Origin of the sequence: Actinomadura parmotrematis, from assembly GCF_019458805.1 — a bacterium.
Lineage (GTDB): Bacteria > Actinomycetota > Actinomycetes > Streptosporangiales > Streptosporangiaceae > Spirillospora > Spirillospora parmotrematis.
The window spans coordinates 239,430-258,441 of record NZ_JAIBOA010000006.1; the positions used below are offsets into that span (position 1 = coordinate 239,430).

Here is a 19,012-nt window from a genome sequence, read left to right on the forward strand (position 1 = left end):
TTGTCGTTTGGGGGGTACGGGGGACAGTGCTGCGTTTCGGGGGATGGGGTGCGCGCCTGGCGGCGGGCGCGCTGGTGGTCGCCGGCGTCCTGGCGGCCGGTGCGGGCGAACCGGCCCGGCCGCCGGCCGATCCGGGCGCCGCGCCGGTGTTCCAGCAGGCCGAGGGCACGGCGCCCCCCGCGCCGGATCCGGCGGCGGCGTGGGCCAAGTGGGGGTTGAAGCCGCTGCCCGCCGCGCCGCCCCCGCCCGCCGACAAGCCGCTGAAGCTGCCCGCCAAGGGCCCCGTCCCGGTGTTCTCCAACGTCCCCACCAAGGACAAGGTCGTGTTCGTCACCATCGACGACGGCGCCGAGAAGGACCCGCGCTTCGTCGAGATGCTCACCGACCTCAAGGTTCCGGTCACGATGTTCCTGACCGACGACATCATCCGCGACGACTACGCCTACTTCTCCCGGCTCCAGGCGCTCGGCAACCCGATCGAGAACCACACGCTGTCGCACCCCGTCATGCCCTCGCTCGGCCTGGACGGCCAGCGGCGGCAGATCTGCGGCGACCAGCGGTCCCTGAAGCGCAACTACGGGACGGCGCCGCGCCTGTTCCGCCCGCCCTACGGCTCCTGGAACTCCCTCACGCAGCAGGCCGCCGCCGACTGCGGCATCAGCGGGATCGTGCTGTGGCACGAGTCCATGCAGATCAACGACATGCAGTACGACGACCCGAAGCGCCTGAACCCCGGCGACGTCGTCCTCGCCCACTTCCGCGGCCCCGCGCAGCTCAAGGGCCGCACGATGACGCAGATGTTCGCGGCGCTCCTCAAGCAGATCGGCCGGCGCGGCTTCGCCGTCGCGTCCCTCACCGACTACGTCGCCTTCCCCGGCGAGCCCGCCGGCCCTACTCCTCGGTGACCTCGGGGAGCTCCTCGCGTTCGGACTCCGACAGCTTGCGGGTGTCGCGGGGGACGGCGTAGGGCTCGACGTCCGGCTCGGCGCCCTCGGCGATGCGGCGGCCGCGGACGAGCTCGGCGTCGAACTCGGCGCCGAGCAGGATCACCACGTTCGACACCCACACCCAGATCAGGAACACCACGACGCCCGCGAGCGCCCCGTAGGTCTTGTTGTAGGAGCCGAACCGGGTGACGTACAGCGCGAAGGCGGCCGAGGCGATCACCCAGGACACGACGGCGAGCACGCACCCCGGCGTGATCCACTTCCAGTTGGGCTGGCGCACGTTCGGCGCCGCCCAGTACAGCGTCGCGACGGCGACGATGACGACGCAGAGCAGCACCGGCCACTTCACGACGTTCCAGGTGCCGACGAACGCCGACGAGAACCCGAGGACCTTCCCGGCCTGCTCGGCGAGCCGCCCGGTGAAGGTGACGGCGAGGGCGCTCGCGGCGAGCAGCACGACCATCGCGAGCGTCAGCGCGACGCGGAGCGGCGCGAGCTTCCAGACGGGGCGCCCCTCGGGGATGTCGTAGACCTGGTTCAGCGCGCGGATCAGCGCGGCCACGTACTTGGACGCCGACCAGAGCGCCACCACCAGGCTGATGATCGCGACGGTGCCGGCCGTCGGCGCGGTGCCCTGCACGCCCTCGATGATGGAGACGAGGTTGTCGCGGAACTGGCCGGGCGCGAGCTGCCGCACGTTGTCGATCAGCGTCTGCTGCCCGTCGACGCCGGCGAGCCCGACCAGCGACACGAGCAGCACCAGGCCCGGGAACAGCGACAGCAGCCCGTAGTAGGTGAGCGCCGCGGCGAGGTCCAGCAGCTTGTCGTCGGTGAACTCGCGCACGGTGCGCCGCAGCACCCCCCACCAGCCGCGCACGCCGAGCCTCACCGGATTCTCGGGGGCCTTCCCGAGCAGCACCTTCTTGGCCACGCACCCTCCCTCGACCTCTGCGCTCGCCCTACCCCGCCAGGGCGCGAGGATGCCTGCGCCGGCGGCCGAACGGATCACAGGGCCGGGCGGCGGCCGGGACGAGGCGTCCCGGCCGCCGCGCGCCCGTTCCGCCGGGAGTCAGCGGGCCTTGCGGATGGCGTCGCGGGCGCGGTCGGCGATGGCGGCGCCGGGGCCGAGCACCGCGTTCGCCAGCGGCGACTCGACGCCCGGGTGCGGGTGCGTCGGCGCGACGGCCTCGGCCGCCTTCACCGCCGCGACCATGCCGCGCAGCTGCTCGGGCGTCGCCTCCTCGGCGATGCGCGGGAACTCCTCGCTCTCCTCGCGCCCGGCGTGCTCCTCCACGTCCGCGCGGAACTGCGTGAACAGCGCGTCGAACTGGTGCGCGTCCGGGCCGAGCCTCTCCAGCTCCTGGAGGGTGACCTTGGCCTCGTGCTCCTCCGCGAGCCGCGCCTCGACGATCTTCTCGCCGCCGGCGGCGGACCGCCGCGCGAACGGGTGGACGATCTCCTCCTCGGCGGTCTCGTGCACCGCGAGCAGCGCGCGCAGCCGCTCGAAGGCGTCCTGCCGGACGGCGCCGGTGTTGTCGGCGACGATGCCGGCGAGCCGGCGGATCTCGGCGTGCTGCGCGCGCAGCAGCTCGATCACGTTGTCGTCCTGGCCTGTCATGGTTCCTCCCTGGACGGGGCAGATGACGGTTGTCCCTCACCTGCCCACCGGGCGGGGTTGAACCATGCCGGTCCCGGGGACCGGGGCCCCCGTGCCGGGGGAGGGCGCGAAGGCCCCGGCCGGCCGCGTCCGGCGGCACCGGAAGGAGCCGGACGCGGGCACCGGGAGGGCGGGGCGGGCGCCGCGCGCCGCCGAAGCCGGTCACGTCGGACGATAACCCCGCCGGGGACGCCGGGAAAGGTTCCGGCGGCGGTGGCGGGAGCGCCGGACCCGCCTCCCTTTAGGGTGACGTCATGCTGTTCGGGCGGGACGCCGAGATCGCGGCGATCGGGGAGCTGCTGGACGGCGCCCGCGCGGGCCGCAGCGGCGTCCTCGTCGTCCGGGGGGAGGCGGGCATCGGCAAGACGGCCCTGCTCGCGCACGCGCGCGAGGCCGCCACCGGGATGCGCGTCCTGCACGGCGCGGGCAGCGAGGCCGAGCAGACCCTCCCGTACGCGGCGCTGCACCTGCTCTTCGGCGCGCACCTGGACCGGGCGGACGCCCTGCCCGGCCCGCAGGCCGCCGCGCTGCGCGCCGCGTTCGGCGGGGGCACCGCCCCCGGCGACCGCTTCCTCGTCGGCCTCGCCGTCCTCACCCTGCTGTCCGACCTCGCCGAGGAGCGCCCCCTGCTCGTCCTCGTCGACGACGCGAACCGGCTGGACGGCCCGTCCGCGCAGGCCCTGCTGTTCGCCGCGCGCCGCCTCGCCGCCGAACCGGTCGCGCTGCTGCTCGCCGCCCGCACCGCCGACGCCCCCGACTTCGCCGCCCCCGGCCTGCCCGAGACGACCCTCGGCCCGCTCGGCGACGCCGACGCCGCCGCGCTGCTCGCCGCCCGCACCGACCGGGCCCCGGCCGGGCACCACGCGATCAGCGAGGCGCGCGGGAACCCGCTCGCGCTGCTGCGCCCGTCCACCAGCGACTACGAGCGCATCGAGCGCGGCTACGCCGGGCGGCTCGCCGAGCTGCCCGCCGCGACCCGGCTGCTGCTGGCCGCCGCCGCGTCCGACGACCTCGGCGACCTCGGGACGGTGCTCGCCGCCGTCCGCCCGCTCGGCGCCGGCGCCGCCGACCTGGAGCCCGCCGAGCGCGCGGGCCTCGTCCGGTCCGGGGCGGGCCGCATCGAGTTCCGGCACCCGCTGCTCCGCACCACCGCCTACCGGGACGCGCCCGTCGCCGACCGGCTCGCCGCGCACCGCCGCCTCGCCGCCGTCTACGCCGCGCGCGGCGACGCCTGCCACCACGCCTGGCACGCCGCGCACGCCACGACCGGCCCGGACGAGGAGGCCGCCGCCGCCCTCGAAACGGCCGGGATGCACGAGGCCGCCGCCGAGCGCAGCCCCGACCCGCGCGACCGCGGCCGCCGCCTGCTCGCCGCCGCGCGCGCCGCCGCGGACGGCGGCCGCCACGCCGCGGCCGCCGCCCTCGCCGACCGCGCCGCCCCCGACGTCGACGGCCCCGCGCCGCGCGCCGAGCTCGCGCTGCTCCGCGCGTCCCTCGCCGACGAGCAGGACCGCACCCGCGAGGCGCACCGGCTGCTGCTGGACAGCGCCCTGGAGACCGCCCCGCACGACGCCGCCCTCGCCGGCCGGCTGCTGTTCGAGTCGGCGGCCGCCGCCGCCAACGCCGGCGACGCCGGCGAGCTCGCCCGCGTCGCCGGGCACGCCGAGCGCCTCGGCGTCCCGGACGCGCCGCTCGTCCGCGCCCTCGCCGACGTGTTCGCCGGGCAGCGGCCGCTCGTCGGCGACGGCGGGATGCCCGCCCTGCGCCGCCTCCTCGACGCGATGGGCGCCCGCGACGAGCCCCGCGACCGCGTCCGGCGGGCGCTCTGGCACGTCATGGCGGGCGACGCGGCGGGCGCCCGCGACCTCGCGTCCTCGCTCGCCGCCGGGTTCCGCCGGGACGGCCGGGCCGGGCTGCTCGCCCCCGCCCTAATGGTGCTGGCCCGCGCCGAGCTCGTCCTCGGCCGCCCCCGCGAGGCGCTCGCCGCCGGGACCGAGGGCCTCCGCATCGCCGCCGACACCGGCCAGCACCGCATCCGCGTCTACCTCGCGACCGTCCTCGCGCTGCTCGCCGCGCAGCGCGGCGACGAGGCCGCCTGCGCCGAGCACACCGCCGAGGCCCTCGCCCGCGACGTCGCGCCCGGCACCGCGCACGCCACCGGCGCGCTCGCCCTGCTCGACCTCGGGCTCGGCCGCCACGACGCCGCCCTGGACCGCCTCGCCGCGCTGTTCGGCCGCCCGCACGCCCAGGGCGGCGCCGCGAGCCTGCCCGATCTCGTCGAGGCCGCCGTCCGCGCGGGACGCCCCGAGGAGGGCCGCGGCGCCGCCGCGTGGCTCGCCGCGTGGGCGGAGCGGGCCGGGCGGCCCTGGGTGGAGGCGGTCGCGCTGCGCAGCGCGGCGCTGCTCGACCCGTCCGACGACCTGTACACGCGCGCGATCGAGCTGCACCGCCGCGATCCGGTGCCCTTCGAGCAGGCCCGCACCGAACTGCTGTACGGCGAGTGGCTGCGCCGCGAGCGGCGCCGCTCCGACGCCCGCGCCCGGCTGCGCGCCGCGCTGGAGACCTTCGAGCGGCTCGGCGCCGTCCCGTGGGCCGAGCGCGCCCGCGCCGAGCTCCGTGCCACCGGCGAGAGCGCGGGCGCCGCCCCCGCACCGGCCGCCGACCTGGCGTCCCGGCTCACCCCGCAGGAGCTCCAGGTCGTCCGGATGGCCGCGGCGGGCCTCACCAACCGCGACATCGGCGCGCAGCTCTTCCTCAGCCCCCGCACCGTCGGCTACCACCTGTACAAGGCGTACCCGAAGCTCGGCGTCTCCTCCCGGGGCGAGCTCGCCGCCCTCGCCCTCTGACGTTCAGGACGCGGCGGCGGGCGGGGCGGGGTCCGGCGGGTCGGCGAGCGGCAGGCGCAGGACGAAGCGGGCGCCGCGCCCGCTGTCGGCGATCGTGAGCGAGCCGCCGTACGTCTGCGCGATCTCGCGGGCGATCGGCAGCCCGAGGCCGGTGCCGCCGGGGTCGCGGCGCCGCGACTCGGGCAGCCGGGCGAACCGCTCGAACACCCGCTCGCGCGACTCGGGCGGGACGCCCGCGCCGTCGTCGGCGACCTCCAGCACGGCCTCGCCGCCCTCGGCTCGCACGGACACCTCGACGGCGGACGCGGCGTGCCGCTCGGCGTTGCTCAGCAGGTTGCCGAGGACGCGGGCGAGGCGCAGCACGTTCGCCTCGACGACCGCGCCGTAGACGACGCGGGTGGTGATGGGGACGCGCTGCGGGCGGCGCTCCACCTCGCGCTCGGCGAGCCGGGCGAGGTCCACCCGCTCGGCCGGGGCGGGCGCCCGCGCGTCCAGCCGGGACAGCTCCAGCAGGTCGGACACGATGTCGTTCAGGCGGTCGGTGTCGAGCAGCGCGGCCCGCACCTCCGGCTTCCAGTCGTGGCCGTCGTCCTCCTCCAGCAGCACCTCCAGCCGGGTGTGCAGCCCGGCGATCGGGTTCCGCAGGTCGTGGGAGGCGTCGGAGATGAACCGCCGCTCGCGGCCGGTCGCGTCCTCCAGCCGGCCGAGCGTGGCGTTCACCGTCTCGGCGAGCCGCTGGATCTCGCCGCCGGTGGACGGCACCGGCACCCGCTGGTCCAGCTCGGACAGGGTGATCTCGGCCATCCGGGAGCGGATCCGCTCGACCGGGGCGAGCGCCCGGCCGATCGTCCACCAGGTCCAGGCACCGATCACCGCGAGGACGAGGAGCAGCAGCGCGACGCCCTCGGCGACGAGCCGCCAGCCCCGCAGCAGCAGCGCGGGCCGCTCGCCGGCGTAGACCATGACGTCCCCGCCGTAGCGGGTGCCGCCGAGGCGCAGCCCGACGACCCAGATGCAGTCGCCGCGGTCGCAGACCTGCCGGTTGACGAGGATCTCGTTCTCCCGCACGGCGTGCGGGACGAGGCTCGGGCGCCCCCGCAGGTCGGGGCTCGCGGCGAGGACGGCGCCGTCGCCCGCGACGACCTGGATCAGCGGGACGTCGTCGGGGCCGACGGGGATGGGGTTCGCCAGCCTCCCCTGGTACACCTCGCGGACCACGCGCTCCACCGTGGGCGCGGCCCGCTCGGCCGCCTGGTTGTAGGCGTAGTCGCGGATGAGCAGGAGGCTGAGCGCGAGGCAGACGAGGCCGACGGCCGCCGAGAGCGTGACGGTCAGCACCGTGGCGCGCCCCCGCACCGAGTAGAGCAGGCGCGCCAGGTGCCGCCGCAGCCGCGCGTGCGCGGCCCGCTCCTGCGTCACGGATCCCCCCGAACCCCCTGGACGTCCTCCCATCATCCCCGGTCACGGGACCGGCGGGACGTCCGGGGGGCGTCCGGGGGGCGGTCCGGCGGTGCCGCACCCGATCAAACGATCTTGAAGACGGGCACGCCGGGGGCGAGCTCGGCGAGGCGCGCGTCGTCGACGCCCTTGATCGGGCCGTCGAAGAAGCGGGCCACCTCCCAGCCCCAGCGCTCGAAGTAGGCGCGGAGCAGCGGCACCTTCACCTCGTCGGGCAGCTCGGTGGCGCGGAACTCCTCCGCCTTGCGCCCGAGGCGCAGCTCGCCGCCGCCGGCGGCGCGCATGTTGTGCGTCCACTGGGTGTGCCCGCGCGGCGAGACGAGGTAGCGCTCGCCCTCGTAGGTGAGCGGGTTGACCGGCGTCGTCCGCCACTCGCCGCTCTTCCGGCCGCGGACGGCGAGGATGCGGGTGCCGAGCAGGCTGACCCCGTGCCGGGTGAGGAACGCGGCGAACCGGTTGAAGTACACCTCGAACCCGGCCGCCCGCACGTTCCGGCTCTCACCCGCACCCCCCGGCGCCCCACCCCGCACGCCCTCGGCCTCGGCCCCGGCCTCCCTTCCAACACCCGCCGCACCGTCCCGCACACCCCCCGCGACGGCGTCCGAGGCGCCCCCCGCGACGGCCTCCGGGTTGGCCCCCGCGACGGCGCCCGGGGTGCTGGCCGAGGTGGCGCCCGAGGTGCTGCCCGGGGCGGCACCCACGACGGCGTCCGGGGTGGCGTCCGGGGTGGCGTCCGGGGTGGCGTCCGGGGTGGCGTCCGGGGTGGCGTTGCGCTGGGCGGTCGAGGCGGTGTCCGCGTCGTGGTTCGGGGCGGTGTTCATGTCGGTGCTCCTCGTTCCGTTTGGAGAGCAGTGCTCTCGCTTGAGATCAGTGTGCACCCATCGGTCCGTGAAAACAAGAGCACTGATCTCGAATTTGTCCACCGCTCTGAAAGGTGCCAGGATGGTGTCATGGACGCCGTTCCGCACAGCACCGGTCCGAGCAGCGCGGGCCCGAAGAGCGCGGGCCCCGAGCGCACCGGTCCGAAGCACGCCGGGAGGACCGCGCGGGAGCGCGCCCGCGCGGAGCTCACCGCCGAGATCAAGCGGGAGGCCCGCCGGCAGCTCTCCGACCAGGGCGCGCAGGGGCTGTCGCTGCGCGCCGTCTCCCGGGAGCTCGGCATGGCCTCCTCGGCCCTCTACCGCTACTTCCCGTCCCGGGACGACCTGCTCACCGCGCTGATCATCGACGCCTACGACGCGCTCGGCGCGCGGGTCGAGGCGGCCGACCGGGCCGTCGCCGACCGGGGCGCGCACCGCGCGCGGTGGCGGGCGGTGTGCGGGGCGGTGCGCGAGTGGGCCGCCGGGCAGCCGCACGAGTACGCGCTCCTCTACGGCTCGCCGGTGCCCGGCTACATCGCCCCCGAAGCGACGATCGGTCCCGCCGCCCGGGTGCCGTTCGCGCTGTTCGGCGTGGTCGTCGACGCCTGGACGGCGGGCGCCCTCGCCGATCCGGGCGACGCGCTCCTGCCCGAGCTGGAGATGCAGGCGGCCATCATCACCGGCGCGCTGAACGTGATCGAGCTGCCGCACGGGACGGTCGTCCGGACGGGGATCGCCTGGACGCAGCTGTTCGGCATGGTCGGCTTCGAGCTGTTCGGGCACCTGGCCGGCACCCTGGACCCGGCCGACGCCTTCTTCGCCCACACCGTGGAGGCGATGGCGACGCTCATCGGCCTGCCCGCCGATCCCCCTGACGCCCCGGCCCCGCCCGCCTAGGCTGGGCGCCATGGACGGCACGGGGAGCGGAGGAGGGGACGGCGTCGGCGCCGTCATCGCCAGGATGCGGGAGATCGGCGCGGCCCTGCCCGCCGAGGACGGCGTGGCCCGCTTCAACCGCGTCTACCTGCGCGTCACCGAGCTCGTCGCCGCGCACCTGGCCGCCGGGACGTTCGAGGATCCGGCGTTCGTCGCCCGCCTGGACGAGGTCTTCGCCGGCCTGTACTTCGCCAACGTCGACGACGGCGGCGCCGACCCGTCCTGGCGCCCGCTGTTCGAGTGCCGCCGGCACCGCGGCGTCTGGAACCTGCAATATGTCCTCGCCGGCATGAACGCGCACATCAACCACGATCTGGCGCTCGCGGTCATCGCGACGTGCGAGGAGCGCGGCGTCGAGCCCGACGACCCGCCGGTGCACGCCGACTTCCGCCGCGTCAACGGGCTGCTCGCCGAGGTGGAGGCCGAGGTCCGCCGCGAGGTCGAGCCGGAGCTGCTGCGGCTCGCGACCCGCGAGGCCGAGGGCCTGAAGCACATCGTCGGCAGCTTCAGCGTCGCCCGCGCCCGCGACCTCGCCTGGTTCTCGGTGCGGTCGCTCTGGCCGATCCGCCATACCGGCCACCCCTACCGCGCCGCCGTCGGGATCATGGCCGAGTCCGTGGGACTCGCCGGACGCCTGCTGCTCACCCCCGTCGCCCCCGACGGCGCGCTCCTCTGAGAAAATCGGGGGATGGCAACCGCAACCGAGCACCGTCCTGAACTGCCCGAGCTGCTGGAGTTCCTGCGCCCGCGCCACCGCGGCCTGCTCGCCACCGTCCGCGCGGACGGCCGCCCGCAGATGTCGCCGGTCACCTGCGGCATCGACGGCGAGGGCCGTCTTGTCGTGGCGAGCTATCCCGAGCGCGCGAAGGTCCGCAACGCGCGCCGCGACGAGCGCGTCTCGGTCTGCGTGCTGTCGCAGGACTGGAACGGCCCCTACGTCCAGGTGGACGGCCGCGCCGAGATCCTCGACATGCCCGAGGCCGAGGAGGCGTTCGTCGAGTACTACCGCTGCATCTCCGGCGAGCACCCCGACTGGGACGACTACCGGGCGGCGATGCACCGCCTCGGCAAGTCGCTGATCCGCGTCACCCTCGACCGCTGGGGCCCGATCGCCACCGGCGGCTTCCCGCCCGGCAAGGAGTGAGCCGCGGGCTCAGGGCAGCAGGACGCGGCGGGCGGCGTCGCCGAGCGCCGCGGCCTGCCCGGCGGACGGCGCGTCCGCCTGCCCGGCGAGCCAGAGCCGGCAGAGCTCCTGCGCCGGCCCGAGCCACAGCACGAGCGCGGTGGTGAGGTCGAGCGGCGGCAGCGCGCCGTGGTGCCGCTGGATCTCCCACCATGCCGTGATCTCGCCGAAGAACCACCGGTTCTGCTCGGCGAGCGCCGCCGCGCCCGGCCCGCCGGGGCGCGGCCGCCGCTCGGTGAACAGGAACCGGGCGCGCTCGGGCTCGCGCCCGCACCAGTCCAGGTGGAAGGCCACCATCGCGGCGAGCGCGTCCCCGGGGTCGGGGTGGCGGCGCAGCTCGGCCACGAAGCCCCGCTGGTAGAGGCGGAGCGAGGCGGTGAACAGCGCCGCGGCCACCTCCTCCTTGTCGTGGAAGTGGTGGTAGAAGCTGCCCACGCTGACGCCCGCCTCGCGGCGGAGCGCCGTCAGCGTCGTCGCCGCCGTGCCGTCGCGCGCGAAGAGGGTGAGCGCCGCCCGCAGGATGCGGTCGAGGCCCGTCGAGTCGTCCATCGAGCTCGATTATGCCCTTGTAGAACTTCCTTCCTCTGCAACAGAATAATGTTCTGTCACCGAGCGAGGGAGCGCCCGTGCAGAAACCCGTGCAGGAGAACGTGCAGGAGAACGTCCGGCAGTACGCCGACATCGTCGCGGCGGCCGAGGCCGACCCCCGGACGCTCGTCGAGGTGGAGCGCCGCCCCGGCGTCGCGATCGTCACCATGTCCGATCCGGGCAAGCTCAACATCCTGAGCGCCGCCCTCACCGTGCAGCTCAGGGACGCCCTCGCGGGTCTCGCCGCCGACCGGGACGTCCGCGCGATCGTGCTGACGGGCGCGGACCCCGGCTTCAGCGCCGGCGGCGACCTCGACCTCATGGCCGAGGCGATCGACGGCCTGGCCGGCGAGGAGGGCGCGACGCTGCCCTGGCGCTGGATCCGCTACCAGTTCGGCGGCCTCGTCCGGCTGATGGCGGGCACCGACGCCCTCGTCGTGTCGGCGCTGAACGGCGCGGCGGCGGGCGTCGGGCTGGCGCTCGCGTTCGCGTCCGACCTGGTCGTGGCGTCCGAGCGGGCCGTCCTCGTGCCCGCCTTCGGCCGGCTCGGCCTGCTGCCCGAGGTCGGCACGAGCTGGCACCTGACGCACCGGCTCGGGTACCAGCGCGCCGTCCAGTACCACCTGTCCGGCGACCACCTGGACGCCGCGACGGCCCTGGAGTGCGGGCTCGTCAACGAGGTCGTCCCGCACGGCGAGCTGCTGGAGCGCGCCCTCTGGTGGTGCGGGCGGGCCCTGGAGATGCCCGCGCACGCCCAGCACATGGCGCTGCCGCTGCTCCGCCAGGCGGCCGGCCTGACGTGGGAGCAGTCCCTCGTCATGGAGGAGTTCGCCGAGCCGGCCTGCTTCACCACCGGCGCCTTCGGGCGGGCCGTGGAGGCCCTGCGCCGCCGATGACTTCCGGGCCGCCCGCCGGTCCTTTCCGGCGACGAGAGGAGCGCGCGATGGGCGAGCGGACCGCCGGCAAGGTCATTTCCATGGCGACGATGTCACTGGACGGCTACATCTCCGGGCCCGGGGAGTCCGGCTTCGACCGGCTGTTCGCCTGGTACGACGGCGGCGAGGTCGAGGTGGACACCGCGCGGCCGGGCATGACGTGGCGGATGAGCCCGCAGAGCGCCCGGCTGCTGCTCTCCGACCTCGCCTCGGTCGGCGCGATGGTCGTCGGGCGGCGGCTGTTCGACCTCACCGGCGGCTGGGACGGCCGGCACCCCTTCGAGCGGCCGATCGTCGTCGTCAGCCACGGCGTCCCGGACGGCTGGCCGCGCCCCGGCGTGCCCTACGAGTTCTGCCGGGACGGCGTCGGCGCCGCCGTCGAGCGCGCCCGCGCCCTGGCGCGGGGCCGGCACGTCGGCGTGACGGCCGGCTCGATCGCCCGGCAGTGCCTGGAGGCCGGGCTGCTCGACGAGGTGTGGATCTCGCTCGCGCCGGTCCTGCTCGGCGGCGGCACCCCCTACTTCGACGGGCTCGCCGTCGCGCCCGCCGACCTGGAGGGGCCGTACCTGGTCGTGCAGGACCCGCACGTCACGCACCTGCGGTACCGGGTGCGCCGCTGAGCGCCGCCCCGCCCGCCGTCACTGCTGGCAGATCTGGACGGCGCGCCCGTAGTCGCCGGCCGCCAGCGCCGCCCTGGTGATCATGTAGTAGACGTCGCCGAAGTCGCCCCACTGCCAGAGGCGGCGGCCGTCGGGGGTGGTCGGCCGGCCGTCGCTGGAGAGCTGGAGCAGGCACCGCCAGCCGGCGGCGGGCGTCGACGCCTCCGGCGACTCGGGGTCGCGGCCCTTCCACTCGCGGATCGCGTCGTCGGCGGGGGCGTTGTGGACCGGCCGCCCGTAGCCGCCGATCTGGTGCGTGGGGCCGGTCGAGGGGTAGTCGTCCTCCCAGGCGGTGACCGCCCCGAAGACCCAGTCGAGGTCGGGGTCCAGCGCGCGCAGGGGCGCGGTGACGTCGTCCCAGGGGCCGGGGACGTTCACGATCGGGGTGAAGGCCACCGGCTCGGGCAGGAAGGTCACCGCCTCGTCCGGGGCGGCCGTCTCGACGGCGCGCGCGGGCGAGGCGGCGACGACGTGGCCGGTCCGGGCGTTCCACGGGACCTCGTCCTCGTTCTCCCGGTAGCGCTCGTAGGGGACGTCGGGGTTGTAGTCGAAGAAGTTCAGCAGGCCCTCGCGCGGCACCTCCAGGCCCGGCACCTCGGGCAGCTCGGCGAGGTCGACGACGGCGACGAGGTTCAGCGGCAGCGCGCCGAGATAAGGCCAGGGCGTCCCGGGGTCGAGCAGCGCGGGACCGCCCAGGCGCGTCCGCCCCTCGCCCCCGAGCTCCAGGCGCAGCGCGGGCACCACGAGCTCGGCGACGAGCCGGTCGTGCTCGGGGTCCACCCGGCCGGCGTGCAGGGCCATGAGGCGGGCGCGCTCCGCCTCGAAGATGTCGGCCATATCGGAAATGGTGCCGTGCGCGGGCCCGGCGCGGGGGATTTTCCCAGGCCGAGGCGGTGCCCTTACGGATGATCTCGACGGCGGCCGGTTAGGTCTGGCATAGGGCCGCGGAATGTTCTACAAATCGTAGTACTACAAGACGTAGTAGAGGAGGTTCGCCATGCGCGTACTCATCGCCGGCGCGGGCGTCGGGGGGCTCGCCGCCGCCCGCGGCCTCATCGCGTCCGGCCACGAGGTCACCGTGCTGGAGCGGGCGCCCGCCCTCCGCGACATGGGCGGCGGCGTCTCCATCTGGCACAACGGCACCGCCGCCCTCGCCGGGCTCGGCGTCTCCACCGAGGGGCTCGGCAGCACCCTGGAGGTGCTGTCGCTGCGCCACGCGGACGGCCGCCGGATCATGACCGCCGACGCGGACCGGCTCGCCGGCCGCTTCGGCGCCCGCGCGTTCGCCGTCGCGCGCCGCGCCCTCGTCGCCCGCCTCGCCGAGGGCCTGCCGATCCGCTTCGGCGCCGCCCTCACCGGCTTCGAGCGGGCCGGCGACGGCGTCCGCGCGACGACCGGCGACGGCGCCGAGCACACCGCCGACCTGCTGGTCGGCGCCGACGGCGTGCACTCGCGGGTGCGGTCGGCGTTCGCCCGCGGCGCCGCCCGCCGCACCGGGCAGGCCACCTGGCAGGCACTCGTGCCGCTGCCCTTCGACCCCGGACCGGTCATCGACATGCTCGTCGCCCGCACCGGCAACTGCGGCTACTCCCGGGCGGGCGAGGGCCTGCTGAACTGCTGGTTCGACGTCCCGTGGCCGCCCGGCGCGCACCCGCCGGCGGCTCCCCTCGCCGCCCTCCGCGAGCGGTTCGGCGGCTGGGCCGACCCCGTCCCCGCCCTGCTGGACGCGCTGACCGACGACGACCTGCAGGTGTTCCCGCACGTCCGGCACCGCATCCCGCGCGGCTGGGGCGACGGGCCCTGCGTCCTCGTCGGCGACGCCGCGCACGCCATGCCGCCCGTCTTCGCGCAGGGCATGAACCAGGCCCTGGAGGACGCCGCCGCGCTGGCGCGGGCACTGCCCGGCCCGGCCTATCCCCGGCGCCGCCGCCGCCAGGCCGCCGTCGCGGCGACCGTCGCGACCCACGGCGTCACGAGCGGGCAGCGCTTCCCGCTCCTGCTGCGGGCCGTCGCCCTCGCCTCCGACGACCTGCACACCTGGGCGTTCGGCGCCCTCATGCGCGCGGTCAGCGGCACCCTGCGCTGACCGCGCCCGCGCCCGCTCAGGCAGCGACAGGCACGCGGACCGCGGCGTCCTCCGCGACCGGCTCCGCGACCGGTTCCGGCGCGAGCCCGAGTGCCCGGAAGGTGACCCGCTGGTCGAACCAGAGCAGCGCCATCGTGACGGCCGTCATCCCGACGGCGAGCGCCAGGTGCGCGGCCGCCGACCCGGCCTCCGCGCCGACCGCGCCGAGCACCACGTGCACGCCGACGCGCAGCCCGATCAACCCGAGCATGATCTTGCGGGTGCGCCCCTTGCGCAGCATCGCCTTCACCAGCTTCACCCGGCGCCGCAGCACGGTGAGCCCGACGACCGCGTTGACCGCGGCGAGCCCGGCGAGCAGCATCCAGGCGCCGTCCCAGAGCTTGACGATGTCGAACGCGGCGCCCATCAGCCCCTCGAAGGCGAAGAACCAGAAGGGGAGGGGCCTGATGGCGCGCAGCTCCTCGTCGGTGACCTCGACGGCGGCCCTGCGCATGAACCCGCTGACCTTCATGTCCGCTCCCTGGGGGCAGTGTCTCGCTGACCCCCCAAGCCTCCCGCCGGAGGCGCCGCCCCGGCAGAGCCGCCGATCACCTCATCCACAGGACAAATGTCACGCCCCCACCCGACCCACAACCCACCCGGCCGCCCCGCGGGCGTGCCGGCCACGACGGAGCGCGAAGCCCGACCCAGCGGCGCCTGGCAAGCTCGCCGCGTGCCACCCGGTAGGGGGCGGGCAGAGAGAGGCCCGCCGCGCGCGGGGCGCGGCGGGCCTGGGGGTGGTGGGTGGCCGGGTCAGCGGCCGCGGTTGAGGCGGCGGGTCGGCATCTGCCGGGCGTTGCGCTGAGGTGCGCCGCCACCGAAACGGACGGACGCCGGGTCGTTCCGGCGGTTCTTCTTGTTCTTCTTGCCGGCGGTGGGCTTGCCGAAAGGCTCGCCGGTAGGAACAGGTGCACGCATGCGGGACCTCCGAATCGCAGGGAGAGCAGAGCAGTCAAAGGCGAGCGGTGCGCACTGCCGCGAGCACCGCTCGTAAGGCGGATCGGGTGCGCCGCTGCTCGGTCAGAGGAGCGGCGCGGGAGGGGAGCGGTACACGCGGATGCGAGCACCGCTCGGAAAGCGGATCGGGTGTGCCGTGCTCGGTCAGAGCAGCGGCGCAGGAGGGGAGCGGTACACGCGGATGCGAGCACCGCTCTCAGGGCGGGCGGGTGCACCGGCCTTCAGCCGAGAGCGCAGGCGAACGCCGTGCGGGCGAACGCCCTGCGGGCGCAGGGCGCACGTCGTACAGGCGCAAAGCGCACGTCGAGCGCACGTCGAGCGCACGCAGGGCGCACGTCGAGCGCACGCAGGGCGCACGTCGGGCGGGCGCTGGGCGAGTGCGGCTCTCGGGTGGGGTGGTGCGGGGAGGGCGGGAGCGGGCCGCGGGCCTTGCGAGCGGGCGCGCGGCGGCTCTACCGAGCGAGCGATCAGGAGATCATGCGCCCACTATCGTCCGGAGCGGCCGGGCGCGGCAACCGAATTAAGCGGTGGCGCGAAGCGTGGGGTGCGCGTCGTTGACGCCGCGAGCGGCGTTCCCGCAGGCTGGAGGCATGCAACGGGTCGCCTTCGTCGTCTACGACGGGTTCCACAGCCTCGACCTGACCGGTCCCTACGAGGTCTTCCAGACGTCCGGCCGCTACGACTGCCGCGTCGTCGCTCCCGCCGCCGGGCCGGTCCGCTCGTACAGCGGGCTGCCGGTGCACGCGGCGCACGGCCTCGACCTGGATCCCGCCGGCCTGGACACCCTGATCGTCGTCGGCGGCCACGGGGCCGACCGTGCCCGCGAGGACCCGGCGCTCGTCGCCTGGGTCGCCGAGGCCGCCGCCGGGGCGCGCCGCGCCGCGTCGGTGTGCAGCGGCGTCCTGCTGCTCGCCGCGACGGGCGCCCTCGCCGGCCGCCGCGTCACCACGCACTGGGGCCGCGAGGCGCAGCTCCGCCGCGAGCACCCCGAGCTGCGCGTCGACTGCGACCCGATCTTCATCCGGGACGGGCGGTTCTGGACGTCCGCCGGGGTCACCGCCGGGATGGACCTCGCCCTCGCGCTCGTCGAGGACGACCACGGCCGGGACGCCGCGCACGCCGTCGCCCGCGAGCTCGTGCTGTTCCTGCGCCGCCCCGGCGGCCAGGCACAGTTCAGCGTCCCGCTGCGCGCCGCGCGGCGGGCGAGCGACCCGATCCGCGGCGTCCTCGCCGCCGTCCAGGCCGACCCCGGCGCCCGCCACCACATCGCCGACCTCGCGGACGCGGCCGGGCTGAGCCCCCGCCACCTGCAGCGCCGGTTCACCGCCGAGATCGGCATGCCGCCCGCCGCGTACGTCGAGCGGGTCCGCGTGGAGGCCGCCGCCCGCGCCCTCGCCGAGGGCGGCGAGCCCGTCGAGGCGCTGGCGCGGCGGCTCGGGTTCGGCACCGGCGAGACGCTCCGCCGCGCCTTCCACCGCCGCCTCGGCGTGGCGCCGTCCGACTACCGCGACCGTTTCAGATCCACCAGGGAGAACGCATGACGACCTACGGCCTGCTCGTCTTCGACGGCGCCGAGGAGCTGGACTTCGCCGGCCCGTGGGAGGTGTTCACCGCCTCCTCGATGCTGCGCGGCGACGCCGACACCGCCCTGCTGCTGGCCGAGGCGCCGGGCCCGGTCCGCTGCGCCAAGGGCCTGCGCGTCCTGCCCGACCGCACCCTGGACGACCATCCGCCGCTCGACGTCGTGCTCGTCCCGGGCGGGCGCGGCACCCGCCCCCTCATCGCGTCCGGCGACGCCGTCAAGGCGTGGCTGGCGAAGGCGTCCGCCGCGGCGTCCTGGACGACCGGCGTCTGCACCGGCGCGGGCCTCCTGCACGCCGCCGGCCCGGCGCGGGGACGGCGCGTCGCCACGCACTGGAGCTACGAGGACGAGCTGGACGCCCGCGGCGACGTCACCGTCGTCCGCGACGCCCGCTACGTCGTGGACGGCGACCTCGTCACGAGCCAGGGCGTGTCGGCGGGCATCGACATGGCGCTCTGGCTGGTCGGGCGGCTGCACGGCCGCGACCACTCGCGCGCCGTCCGCCGCTACATCCAGTACGAGCCCGCCCCGCCCTACACCTCCGACGAGTTCTGAAGCTCCGCCATCTCCTTCAGCACCCGCTTGCGGGCCTTGGCGGAGATGCGGTCGATGTAGAGCTTGCCGTCCAGGTGGTCGGTCTCGTGCTGGAGGCAGCGGGCGAGCAGCCCCGTCCCGTGCACGGCGACCGGCCGCCCCTCGACGTCGAAGCCGCGGCAGACGGCGTGGTCGGGCCGCGCCACGGACGCGTGCGGGCCGGGCACCGACAGGCAGCCCTCCTCGGAGTCGTCGAGGTGGCGCCCGGCCGGGCCGGGCAGCTCCAGCTCCGGGTTCACGATCACGCCCTTGCGGGCGACGTCGTCGCCGTCGGGGCAGTCGTAGACGAACACGCGCAGCGCGACGCCGATCTGGTTGGCGGCGAGGCCGACGCCGTTCGCCTCGTACATGCTGGCGAACATGTCCTCGGTGAGCTCCGCCAGCGCCGCGTCGAACGTCTCCACGTCCGCGCACCGCGCGTGCAGCACCGGCGTCCCCACCAGCGTGATCGGTCGCGCCGTCCCGGCCATCGTCCCCGCCCTCCCCTAACCCTGCGTCCACCACGCATCGTAGTCAGCGCCGCCGCTACCCTGTCCCGGTGCCCGAGCTTGTGATCTTCGACTGCGACGGGGTGCTGGTGGACAGCGAGCCGATCGCGGTCCGCACCCACGTCCGCGTGCTCGCCGGCCTCGGCTGGCCCATCACCGAGGACGAGGTGATGGAGCGGTTCGTGGGCCGCTCCACCGCCTCCATCAACGAGCTGATCGAGGCCCGCCTCGGCGCCGCGGCGACCGCCGAGGCCGAGCGGCGCTTCGTCCGGCTGCACACCGAGGCCGTGGACGCGGGGCTGCGGGCGGTGGACGGCATCGCCGACGCCCTCGCCGCCATCGACGGGCCGACGTGCGTCGCGTCCAGCGGGAGTCACGCCAAGATGCGCCACACCCTCGGCCGCACCGGCCTCTACGAGCACTTCGCCGGGCGCATCTTCAGCGCCGCGGAGGTCGCCCGCGGCAAGCCCGCGCCCGACCTGTTCCTGCACGCCGCCGCCCGGATGGGCGCGGACCCGGCGCGCTGCGTCGTCGTGGAGGACAGCCGCTACGGCGTGCAGGCGGCCCGCGCCGCAGGCATGCGCGCCCTCGGCTACGCGGGCGGCCTCACCCCCGCCGCCTGGCTGGAGGGACCTGCCACCACCGTCTTCGACGACATGCGCGACCTCCCCGCTCTCCTCGCCGCCCTGGGCTGACGTCCGGCGGGTTCCAAGCGCGGGGCAAGCGGGTTCCAAGCGGGGCGGCGGAGGCTGGTGGACATCAGCGGGACGGGCGTTCGGGCCCGGCCGCGCGGTTCTAGGAGAAGCACCATGCTGACGCCCGTCGCCTACACCCTCGGTTACGTCCTCATCGCGTTCATCCTGTTCATCGGGGCGCGTTTCCTGTACGCGCCGCAGGCGGCCGCCGCCGGGTACGGGGTGCCGGCCAAGGCGGACGGGGATCCCGCCTACCTCACCATCAAGGGACTGCGCGACATGGCGTCGGGAGTCATCGGGCTCGCGCTGCTGGTCTTCGCCGGGGCGCACGCGGCGGGCTGGTTCATGCTCGCCGTCGCGGTCGTCCCGTTCGGCGACACCCTGATCGTGCTGCGCCACGGCGGGTCGCGGGCCGTCGCGTTCGGCATCCACTTCGCGACCGCCGTGGTGGTCGTCCTCAGCGGGATCCTGCTCCTGCTCGTCTGACCCCCGGCGGTCGCCG

20 protein-coding genes are annotated in these 19,012 nt (G+C 75.8%); 12 read left to right on the forward strand and 8 right to left on the reverse strand.

Annotated elements, in window-relative coordinates; genetic code table 11:
* The first annotated feature begins 26 nt into the window (after window positions 1-26).
* Window positions 27-905 (forward strand): polysaccharide deacetylase family protein, encoded by an 879-nt coding sequence (locus K1Y72_RS11920; protein WP_220166035.1) that lies wholly within the window; start codon window positions 27-29, stop codon window positions 903-905.
* Here K1Y72_RS11920 and K1Y72_RS11925 read toward each other — a convergent pair.
* A complete protein-coding gene (locus tag K1Y72_RS11925) occupies window positions 892-1,878 on the reverse strand; it encodes a YihY/virulence factor BrkB family protein (RefSeq protein WP_220166037.1) in 987 nt (328 codons plus the stop codon). The genes K1Y72_RS11920 and K1Y72_RS11925 overlap by 14 nt on opposite strands.
* Window positions 1,879-2,016: 138 nt before the next feature.
* Complete coding sequence (locus K1Y72_RS11930) at window positions 2,017-2,565, reverse strand: hemerythrin domain-containing protein (RefSeq protein ID WP_220166039.1); 549 nt, start codon at window positions 2,563-2,565, stop codon at window positions 2,017-2,019.
* Between the two features lie 293 nt (window positions 2,566-2,858).
* Between K1Y72_RS11930 and K1Y72_RS11935 the strand changes: the two genes are divergently transcribed.
* Window positions 2,859-5,450, forward strand: coding sequence for a helix-turn-helix transcriptional regulator (locus tag K1Y72_RS11935; protein WP_220166041.1), 2,592 nt, complete (start codon window positions 2,859-2,861; stop codon window positions 5,448-5,450).
* 3 nt (window positions 5,451-5,453) lie between these two features.
* Here the strand turns inward: K1Y72_RS11935 and K1Y72_RS11940 are convergent, their stop codons facing one another.
* Both K1Y72_RS11940 and K1Y72_RS11945 read right to left on the reverse strand, forming a co-directional pair.
* Complete coding sequence (locus tag K1Y72_RS11940; RefSeq protein WP_308287023.1) at window positions 5,454-6,869, reverse strand: sensor histidine kinase; 1,416 nt, start codon at window positions 6,867-6,869, stop codon at window positions 5,454-5,456.
* 104 nt (window positions 6,870-6,973) lie between these two features.
* Window positions 6,974-7,729 carry a nitroreductase/quinone reductase family protein gene (locus tag K1Y72_RS11945; RefSeq protein ID WP_220166043.1) on the reverse strand — a complete coding sequence of 252 codons (756 nt, stop codon included), beginning with the start codon at window positions 7,727-7,729 and terminating at the stop codon, window positions 6,974-6,976.
* A 129-nt stretch (window positions 7,730-7,858) separates the two neighbouring features.
* On the opposite strand from K1Y72_RS11945, the gene K1Y72_RS11950 reads away from it, so the two are divergent.
* From K1Y72_RS11950 to K1Y72_RS11960, 3 genes are read left to right on the forward strand one after another with little or no spacing between them, the layout of a single operon-like run.
* Window positions 7,859-8,665, forward strand: a complete 807-nt coding sequence (locus K1Y72_RS11950) for a TetR/AcrR family transcriptional regulator (RefSeq protein WP_220166045.1) — start codon at window positions 7,859-7,861, stop codon at window positions 8,663-8,665.
* A 10-nt stretch (window positions 8,666-8,675) separates the two neighbouring features.
* Window positions 8,676-9,380 carry a DUF5995 family protein gene (locus K1Y72_RS11955; protein ID WP_220166047.1) on the forward strand — a complete coding sequence of 235 codons (705 nt, stop codon included), beginning with the start codon at window positions 8,676-8,678 and terminating at the stop codon, window positions 9,378-9,380.
* Window positions 9,381-9,392: 12 nt separating this feature from the next.
* A complete protein-coding gene (locus tag K1Y72_RS11960) occupies window positions 9,393-9,848 on the forward strand; it encodes a PPOX class F420-dependent oxidoreductase (protein WP_220166049.1) in 456 nt (151 codons plus the stop codon).
* Window positions 9,849-9,857: 9 nt separating this feature from the next.
* Here K1Y72_RS11960 and K1Y72_RS11965 read toward each other — a convergent pair whose 3' ends face one another.
* Window positions 9,858-10,436 carry a TetR/AcrR family transcriptional regulator gene (locus K1Y72_RS11965; protein WP_220166051.1) on the reverse strand — a complete coding sequence of 193 codons (579 nt, stop codon included), beginning with the start codon at window positions 10,434-10,436 and terminating at the stop codon, window positions 9,858-9,860.
* Window positions 10,437-10,513: 77 nt separating this feature from the next.
* Here K1Y72_RS11965 and K1Y72_RS11970 point away from each other — a divergent pair, with 77 nt between their 5' ends.
* Complete coding sequence (locus K1Y72_RS11970; protein WP_308287024.1) at window positions 10,514-11,371, forward strand: enoyl-CoA hydratase/isomerase family protein; 858 nt, start codon at window positions 10,514-10,516, stop codon at window positions 11,369-11,371.
* A gap of 47 nt (window positions 11,372-11,418) precedes the next feature.
* Complete coding sequence (locus K1Y72_RS11975; protein WP_220166052.1) at window positions 11,419-12,030, forward strand: dihydrofolate reductase family protein; 612 nt, start codon at window positions 11,419-11,421, stop codon at window positions 12,028-12,030.
* 18 nt (window positions 12,031-12,048) lie between these two features.
* Here K1Y72_RS11975 and K1Y72_RS11980 read toward each other — a convergent pair whose 3' ends face one another.
* Entirely contained in the window at window positions 12,049-12,906 is an 858-nt protein-coding gene (locus K1Y72_RS11980) for a DUF1963 domain-containing protein (RefSeq protein WP_220166054.1), read from the reverse strand.
* 160 nt (window positions 12,907-13,066) lie between these two features.
* Between K1Y72_RS11980 and K1Y72_RS11985 the strand changes: the two genes are divergently transcribed.
* A complete protein-coding gene (locus tag K1Y72_RS11985; RefSeq protein WP_220166056.1) occupies window positions 13,067-14,155 on the forward strand; it encodes an FAD-dependent oxidoreductase in 1,089 nt (362 codons plus the stop codon).
* A 16-nt stretch (window positions 14,156-14,171) separates the two neighbouring features.
* Here K1Y72_RS11985 and K1Y72_RS11990 read toward each other — a convergent pair whose 3' ends face one another.
* Window positions 14,172-14,666 carry a hypothetical protein gene (locus K1Y72_RS11990; RefSeq protein ID WP_220166058.1) on the reverse strand — a complete coding sequence of 165 codons (495 nt, stop codon included), beginning with the start codon at window positions 14,664-14,666 and terminating at the stop codon, window positions 14,172-14,174.
* A 1,075-nt stretch (window positions 14,667-15,741) separates the two neighbouring features.
* On the opposite strand from K1Y72_RS11990, the gene K1Y72_RS11995 reads away from it, so the two are divergent.
* A complete protein-coding gene (locus K1Y72_RS11995) occupies window positions 15,742-16,692 on the forward strand; it encodes a GlxA family transcriptional regulator (protein ID WP_220166060.1) in 951 nt (316 codons plus the stop codon).
* On the forward strand, window positions 16,689-17,288 hold the full coding sequence (locus K1Y72_RS12000) for a DJ-1/PfpI family protein (RefSeq protein WP_220166062.1): 600 nt from the start codon (window positions 16,689-16,691) through the stop codon (window positions 17,286-17,288). The genes K1Y72_RS11995 and K1Y72_RS12000 overlap by 4 nt, the downstream gene beginning before the upstream one ends.
* Here K1Y72_RS12000 and def read toward each other — a convergent pair.
* A complete protein-coding gene (gene def, locus K1Y72_RS12005; protein ID WP_220166064.1) occupies window positions 17,267-17,797 on the reverse strand; it encodes a peptide deformylase in 531 nt (176 codons plus the stop codon). The two genes, K1Y72_RS12000 and def, sit on opposite strands and share 22 nt — an antisense overlap.
* A gap of 68 nt (window positions 17,798-17,865) precedes the next feature.
* On the opposite strand from def, the gene K1Y72_RS12010 reads away from it, so the two are divergent.
* Both K1Y72_RS12010 and K1Y72_RS12015 read left to right on the forward strand, forming a co-directional pair.
* On the forward strand, window positions 17,866-18,510 hold the full coding sequence (locus K1Y72_RS12010) for an HAD family hydrolase (RefSeq protein ID WP_220166066.1): 645 nt from the start codon (window positions 17,866-17,868) through the stop codon (window positions 18,508-18,510).
* A 114-nt stretch (window positions 18,511-18,624) separates the two neighbouring features.
* The gene (locus tag K1Y72_RS12015) at window positions 18,625-18,996 is read left to right on the forward strand and encodes a DUF4267 domain-containing protein (RefSeq protein WP_220166068.1); all 372 of its coding nucleotides are present in this window, start codon (window positions 18,625-18,627) and stop codon (window positions 18,994-18,996) included.
* Window positions 18,997-19,012 lie beyond the last annotated feature (16 nt).